General features: G+C 75.6%; 8 protein-coding genes. 1 reads left to right on the plus strand and 7 read right to left on the minus strand.

The genetic code is table 11. The features are described from left to right. The first annotated feature begins 71 nt into the window (after positions 1-71). Positions 72-428, plus strand: a complete 357-nt coding sequence (locus VF468_26580; GenBank protein ID HEX5881855.1) for a hypothetical protein — start codon at positions 72-74, stop codon at positions 426-428. A gap of 12 nt (positions 429-440) precedes the next feature. Here VF468_26580 and VF468_26585 read toward each other — a convergent pair whose 3' ends face one another. The 7 genes from VF468_26585 to VF468_26615 form a co-directional block, all read right to left on the minus strand. After that, positions 441-962 (minus strand): hypothetical protein, encoded by a 522-nt coding sequence (locus tag VF468_26585; GenBank protein HEX5881856.1) that lies wholly within the window; start codon positions 960-962, stop codon positions 441-443. Between the two features lie 163 nt (positions 963-1,125). After that, positions 1,126-1,839 (minus strand): hypothetical protein, encoded by a 714-nt coding sequence (locus VF468_26590; protein ID HEX5881857.1) that lies wholly within the window; start codon positions 1,837-1,839, stop codon positions 1,126-1,128. A gap of 62 nt (positions 1,840-1,901) precedes the next feature. Continuing rightward, the gene (nusB, locus tag VF468_26595; protein HEX5881858.1) at positions 1,902-2,375 is read right to left on the minus strand and encodes a transcription antitermination factor NusB; all 474 of its coding nucleotides are present in this window, start codon (positions 2,373-2,375) and stop codon (positions 1,902-1,904) included. Then, the gene (gene efp, locus VF468_26600) at positions 2,372-2,932 is read right to left on the minus strand and encodes an elongation factor P (protein ID HEX5881859.1); all 561 of its coding nucleotides are present in this window, start codon (positions 2,930-2,932) and stop codon (positions 2,372-2,374) included. Before efp ends, nusB begins: the two co-directional genes overlap by 4 nt. Positions 2,933-2,936: 4 nt before the next feature. Continuing rightward, the gene (locus tag VF468_26605; protein ID HEX5881860.1) at positions 2,937-4,610 is read right to left on the minus strand and encodes a DUF885 domain-containing protein; all 1,674 of its coding nucleotides are present in this window, start codon (positions 4,608-4,610) and stop codon (positions 2,937-2,939) included. Further along, the gene (locus VF468_26610; protein ID HEX5881861.1) at positions 4,607-5,695 is read right to left on the minus strand and encodes a Xaa-Pro peptidase family protein; all 1,089 of its coding nucleotides are present in this window, start codon (positions 5,693-5,695) and stop codon (positions 4,607-4,609) included. The genes VF468_26605 and VF468_26610 overlap by 4 nt, the downstream gene beginning before the upstream one ends. A 40-nt stretch (positions 5,696-5,735) precedes the next feature. Then, positions 5,736-6,209, minus strand: coding sequence for a type II 3-dehydroquinate dehydratase (locus VF468_26615; protein ID HEX5881862.1), 474 nt, complete (start codon positions 6,207-6,209; stop codon positions 5,736-5,738). Positions 6,210-6,246: the final 37 nt, after the last annotated feature.

Consider the following 6,246-nt stretch of genomic DNA (forward strand, 5'->3'; position numbering starts at 1 on the left):
GGCTCCGGGGCCAGGGGGTGGACCATGGCTAGGTGAACCAGGCCGTGGTGGACTATGGCCGGGAGTGAACTATGTGCACAGCCGTCCGCATCGTCGTCGCCGCCGCCGAACGGGAGCGGCGTCTGGAGCTGCGCCGGGCCGCGGTGACGGCGGAGTGGGAGGTGGTGGGCGAGGCCGCCGACGCCAACGGGGCCTATGTCGAGGCGGTCGAGCGCCGGGCCCGCTTCCTGGTCCTGGACGCCAGCGCGGCCGGGACCCGGCCCGAGGCCCTGGTCAGGCGCCTCCGGTCGACCAGCCCCAACGCGTTCGTGGTCGGGGTCGGCGAGGTTCCCGGGGTCGACGCCGCCGTCGCCGCCGGCGCCCTGGACGGCCTGCGTGACGCCATGCGCGACCTGCTGCACGCCAGCGGCGACCACCAGCACGCCTGACGGGGGCCGGCGCTACCAGAGGCCGAGCTGGCGGGAACGGTAGGGGGCGGCCAGGTGGCGGCCCTCGGGGCGGGCGTGCCGGCCCTGGTAGGCGAAGGCGAGCAGCACCAGCACGCCGAGGGTGAAGGAGCTCAGGCCGACCCCGATCAGGGGCAGGGCCCGGTTGGGGCCGGTGGAGGCCAGCGGGCAGGCGCGGGCCAGGGAATGCTCGACCCAGGCCAGCGGGTCGCCCTGGCCGGGGCGGCGGACGACCGCCCGGACCGAGCGCATGCCGCTCAGCGACACCTTGGCCCGCCACTCGAAGGTGCCCGAGGCGCTGGTGGTCACCTGGCCCCGGGTGAGGGTGCGGTCGGAGGCCGGGTCGACCAGGGCCACGTCCAGGCGGGCGTCCTCCGGCATCCCGGTGCCCTCGGTGGTGGCGCCGCCGCAGGTCAGGTCGTGGAGGCCCACGTAGGTGACCGCGCCGGCCGGCCCGGCGACCGTGAGCAGGGCGAACGCGGTCAGGCCGATCGTGGCCACCCGCCGCCACCGCATCAGAACCCGCTCCTCCTCCGGCCTCGGCGTCCCGTCGCCGTACGCCAGACGCGCGCGGCTCCATCGGGAAGCCTGCGCTCTCTCGACGATACGGAAACCTCCGCAAGCCCACGCATCGGCAAGACTACGCAATCCTGCGGATTGATCGGCCGGATCGACCGGCTCACTCGGTCTGGAGGTCGACCCCGTCGACCAGCAGGCGGCCGTCGCCGGGGAGGTCGCCGGCGACCACCTCAAGGGCCAGGCTCGAGCCGGGGGCGGCGGTGTGGTGCTCGACCGCCAGCTGCTGCCACTGGCCGGGCGCCAGGCGGTAGCCGGCCTCGTCGGCGCTGACCTCGCGGCCGCCGGCCAGCTCGCGCAGGGCAAGGACGACCTGGCCGCCGGCGGGGGCCTGGACCCAGAAGATCGCCTCGTAGGTGGTGTCGGCCCGCGCGGTGGCGGCGTCCCGGCGGACCATGCCGACCTGGCCGCCCCCCGGGGGGTCCGGGGTGACGGCGACCGCCCAGCGGCCCGACGTCCCGCCCTCGACCCGCTCCACCTCGGCCCCGCCGAGCGGCGCCCAGCCGGCCAGGTCGCGCTCGAAGTCGCCGTCGGCGAGCAGGTTCCCCGGGGTCGGCCGCAGCGGGCGGGTCGTGGTCGTGGCGGCCGTGGTCGTGGTCGCCGCGGCGGTGGTCGAGGTGGCGGCCGCCGGGGCCCGGGTGGTGGGCGGCCCGGCGGCCGGGTCGGCGCCGCCGCCGGTGTCGCGGGTCACCAGGGCGATCGCGGCCGTGACCGCGGCCAGGCCGAGCATCGAGGCCAGGAACAGCTGCTGCAGCGGCGACAGGCCGAACCGTCTGGAAGGTTCGGCCAGGTGCCGGGGCGCGCCACCATCATTCATGGGCGAATACTGGCTGGCAGGCCCCGAACCGGCAACAACCGGCCACCCGAACCGCGAACCGGTCAGGCGCCGCCGCGGACCTCGTCGGCGATGTGGGCCAGGACCCCGTTCACGAAGCGGCCCGAGTCGGCCGTCGACAGCAGCTTGGCCAGCTCGATCGCCTCGTCGAGGACGACCGCGGTCGGGACCTCGGGCCGGGCCGTCAGCTCGAAGGCGGCCAGGCGGAGCAGGTTGCGGTCGACCAGCGGCATCCGCTCGATCGTCCAGTGCTCGGCGGCGTCGCCGATGCGGGCGTCCAGCTCGGGCAGGGACGCGGCCACTCCGTCGACCAGCTCGACGGTGTAGGCGTCCAGGGCGCCGGCCTCGCGGTCCTCGCGGTGGCGGGCCAGCACCTCGTCAACGGGGCGGTCCAGCAGGTCGGCCTCGAACAGGATGTCGAGGGCCCGCCGCCGGGCGGCCGAGCGGGTGCCGGGCGCGGCCCGGGGGGGTTCGGGGGGGCCGCGCCGGCCTCCCCGATGAGCCAGGGGGTCGCTCACTGCACCCGGGTCAGGTACGCCCCGGAGCGGGTGTCGACCTTGATGCGGTCGCCGGTGTCCACGAACAGCGGCACCTGGACCACGGCCCCGGTCTCGACGGTGGCCGGCTTGGTCGCCCCCGAGACCCGGTCGCCCTTGATGCCCGGCTCGGTCTCGGTCACCTCGACCTCGACCGCGGCCGGGAGCTCGACCCCGATGGCCGTGCCCTCGTAGAAGGTCACGTACGGGGTGGCGCCGTCGGTCAGCCAGCTGGCCGTCCCGCCGACCGCGTCGGCGTCGACCACGGCCTGGTCGTAGGTCTGGGTGTCCATGAAGACGAAGCCGGTCTCGTCGCGGTACAGGTACTGCATCTCGCGCTTCTCGAGGATGGCCACCTGGACCGGCTCGTCGGCCCGGAAGGTCTTGTCGAGGGTGCGCCCGGTGCGGACGTTCTTGAGCTTGGTGCGCACGAACGCGCCGCCCTTGCCCGGCTTGACGTGCTGGAACTCGACGACGTTCATGAGGTTGCCGTCGAGGTTGAGCGTCATGCCGTTCTTGAGATCATTCGTGGTCGCCATGGCGTCACCCTACCAGGTGCGTGTCGACCACCTCGGCCAGGACCGACAGCGGCACCCCGCCGGTGCCCAGCACCAGGTCGTGGAAGGCGGGAAGGCCGAAGCGGTCCCCCAGGCGGGTCTGGGCCCGTTCCCGGAGCCGGACCAGCTCCATGCGGCCGACGATGTAGGCCAGGGCCTGGCCGGGCCAGGCGACGTAGCGGTCGACCTCGTTCTCGACGTTGGTCCGGGTCAGGGCGGAGTTGGCCAGCATGTACCCGATGGCCTGGTCGCGGCTCCAGCCGCGCTGGTGCAGACCGGTGTCGACGACCAGCCGGCAGGCCCGCCAGGAGTCGAACGACAGCATGCCGAAGCGCTCCAGGTCGCCCGAGTAGAGGCCGAGCTCGTCGGCCAGGCGCTCGGTGTACAGGGCCCAGCCCTCGCTGAAGGCGGTGACGTAGCCGAAGCGCCGGAACCGGGGCAGCTCCTCCAGCTCCTGGGCGAGGGCGAACTGGAGGTGGTGGCCGGGGACGCTCTCGTGGAAGGCCAGGGCCTCGTACTCGTACCGGGTCCGGGTCCCGGGCGCTGAGGTGTTGAGCCAGTGGACGGCCGGGCGGCTGCCGTCGGCGGCCGGCGGCTGGTAGTAGCCGAGGACGGCGTCCTCGGCCTCGTACGGGCTCATCTCGTCGACCCGGCAGGGGGCGGACGGGGCCCGGCCGACGATCGCGGGCAGGGCCGCGACCGCCCGCTCCAGGGCGTCGCGGCCCGACTGGAGGATCTCGTCGGCGCTGGTGAAGCGCAGGGCCGGGTCGTGGCGCAGCCGGTCCAGGACCTGGTCCATGTCGCCGCTGCCGAGCACCCGCTCCCCCAGCGCCCGGTACTCCTCGGCCAGCCCGGCGACCAGGTCGAGGCCGAGCCGGTGGAGCTCGTCGGGGTCGCGGTCGGTGGTGGTGTGGTGGGCCACCGCGGCCCGGTAGACGGCCTCGCCGCCGGGGACGTGGACGAGCCCGCAGCGGTCGTCGGGGCGGGCGCGCTCGGCGACCTGGGTGGCCAGCAGGTCGCGGTAGCGGGCCATGGCCGGCCGGACCGACCCGGCGACCACCTCGGCCAGCCGGTCGCGGAAGCGGGCCGCGTCCATCCCCTCCGGGGGCGGCGGGGTGAGCAGGGGGTCGCCGGCGATGGGGCCGGCCAGGTAGCCGTCGAGCTGGCGGACGGCGGCCCGGACGCCGAGGGCGGGCGGGGTCCGGCCGGCGGCCAGCCCGGCCCGCAGCCGGTCGCCGGCCTGGTCGAGGCAGCCGGCCAGCCGGGCGCAGCGCTCCAGGTAGGCGGCGGCCTGCTCGGGCGTGGCCAGGGTGACCTTGGGGACGAGGCCGAGCACGGCCGTCTGGATGCCGCCGGCGGCGGCCGACACGGTCAGCTCGGGCCAGCGGGCGGCCAGCTCGTCCCGGCGGTCGGCGATCCCGCGGCCGAGCATGGCCAGGGTGATCCGGTCCTGGAGGCCGAGCCCGGCGGGGTCGAGGGCGGCCAGGCGGCGCTCCAGGCCGGCCAGGCGCCCGTCGGTCTCGGCGTCGCCGTCCTCGGACAGGTCGGGGACCTCGGCGTCCCAGCCGGGCACCCCGAACATGGTGGCGTCGAACGGCGAGGCGTCCATGAGCACCCGGAAGTACTCGTCGGCCAGGTCGGCAAGGGCCTCCGATGTCACAGCTCCAGCAGCTCCTTGGGGACGGTGGTGAGCAGCTCGTGGCCGCCGGGGCGGGCCACCACCAGGTCCTCGATCCGGACCCCGCCGAAGCCGGGAAGGTACACCCCGGGCTCGACGGTGACCGGGGTGTCGGCGGCCACCCGGTCCCGGGAGCCGGCCCGCAGCCGCGGCGCCTCGTGGATCTCCAGGCCGATGCCGTGGCCGGTCGGGTGCGGGAACGAGTCTCCCAGCCCGGCCTCGGCGATCGGCTGGCGGCAGGCCCGGTCGACCTCGCCGGCCGGCACCCCCGCCTCCAGGCACGCCAGCCCGGCCGCCTGGGCGGCGCGGACCAGCTCGTACAGGTCACGCTGGCGCTGGGAGGCCTTGCCGAGCACGACCGTGCGGGTCATGTCGGCGCAGTAGCCGTCGACCCGGGCTCCGAAGTCGACCTTGACCAGGTCGCCAGCCCGCAGCGGCCGGCCGCCGGGGTGGTGGTGGGGCTCGGCCGCCTGCTCCCCGAAGGCGACGATGGTCTCGAAGGCCAGCCCGTCGGCGCCGAGGCGGCGCATGGCCAGCTCCAGGTCGACGGCCACCTGCCGCTCGGTCATGCCCTCGCGCAGGGCCGGCAGCAGTCCCTCGAGGGCCTCGCCGCCGAGCCGGGCCGCCTCGCGCATGGCGGCCAGCTCGCGCTCGTCCTTGACCTCGCGCAGCTCCTCGACCAGGGGCGGGGCGGGCACGACGGCCTGGCCGGGCAGGGCCGAGCGCAGCCGCTGGCCCTCGCCCCAGGTCAGCCCGCCCGGCTCGAACCCGAGGCCGTTGCCGGCGGTGCGCACCACCCCGGCGACGGCCCCGATCAGGTCGCCGGGGGCGGGCACGACCTCGGCCCCGGGGACCTCGGCGGCGGCCTGGTGGCGGTAGCGGCCGTCGGTGAAGAACAGGGTGCGGTCGTGCAGCAGCAGCAGCGCCCCGTAGCTGCCGGTGAACCCGGTCAGGTAGCGGACGTTGACCGGCTTGGTGACCAGCAGGGCCGACAGGTCGGCATGGGCCAGCAGGCCGCGCAGGGCCTGCCGCCTGGCTTCGCTGTAGGCATGGCCGTCGTTGGGCACGCGAGCGTTCCTTTCCCCCGGTCCATCTTGCCAACCCGGCTCAGGCGCGGCGAGCCAGCAGGTCGGCGGCGGCGCGCAGGCCCAGGTCGTAGCTGGCCGGGCCCATGCCGGCGATCACCGCGGCCGCGACCGGGGCCACGGCCAGGTGGTGGCGCCAGCGCTCGCGGGCGTGGACGTTCGACAGGTGGACCTCCACGACCGGGAGGCCGGCGGCCTCGACGGCGTCGCGGACCGCGTACGAGGTGTGGGCGAGCGCCCCCGGGTTGCAGACGGCGGCGGCCACCCCGCGACCGGCCGCGGCCAGCAGCGCCTCGACCAGATCGCCCTCGTGGTCGGACTGGAGGCCCTCAACGGACAGGCCGAGCTCGCCGGCCAGCTTGGAAAGCCGCTCCATGATCTGGTCCAGGTCCAGGGTGCCGTAGTGCCCGGGGTCGCGCCGCCCCAGCGAGGACAGATTGGGCCCGTGCAGCACCAGCACCAGCGGCCCCTGCCCCGTCCTCGGATAGGCCTTCATCGCGGCACCTCGGCCAGGGAACGGATGGCCTCGACCA

The sequence above is a fragment of the Actinomycetota bacterium genome, from assembly GCA_036280995.1.
Lineage (GTDB): Bacteria > Actinomycetota > CALGFH01 > CALGFH01 > CALGFH01 > CALGFH01.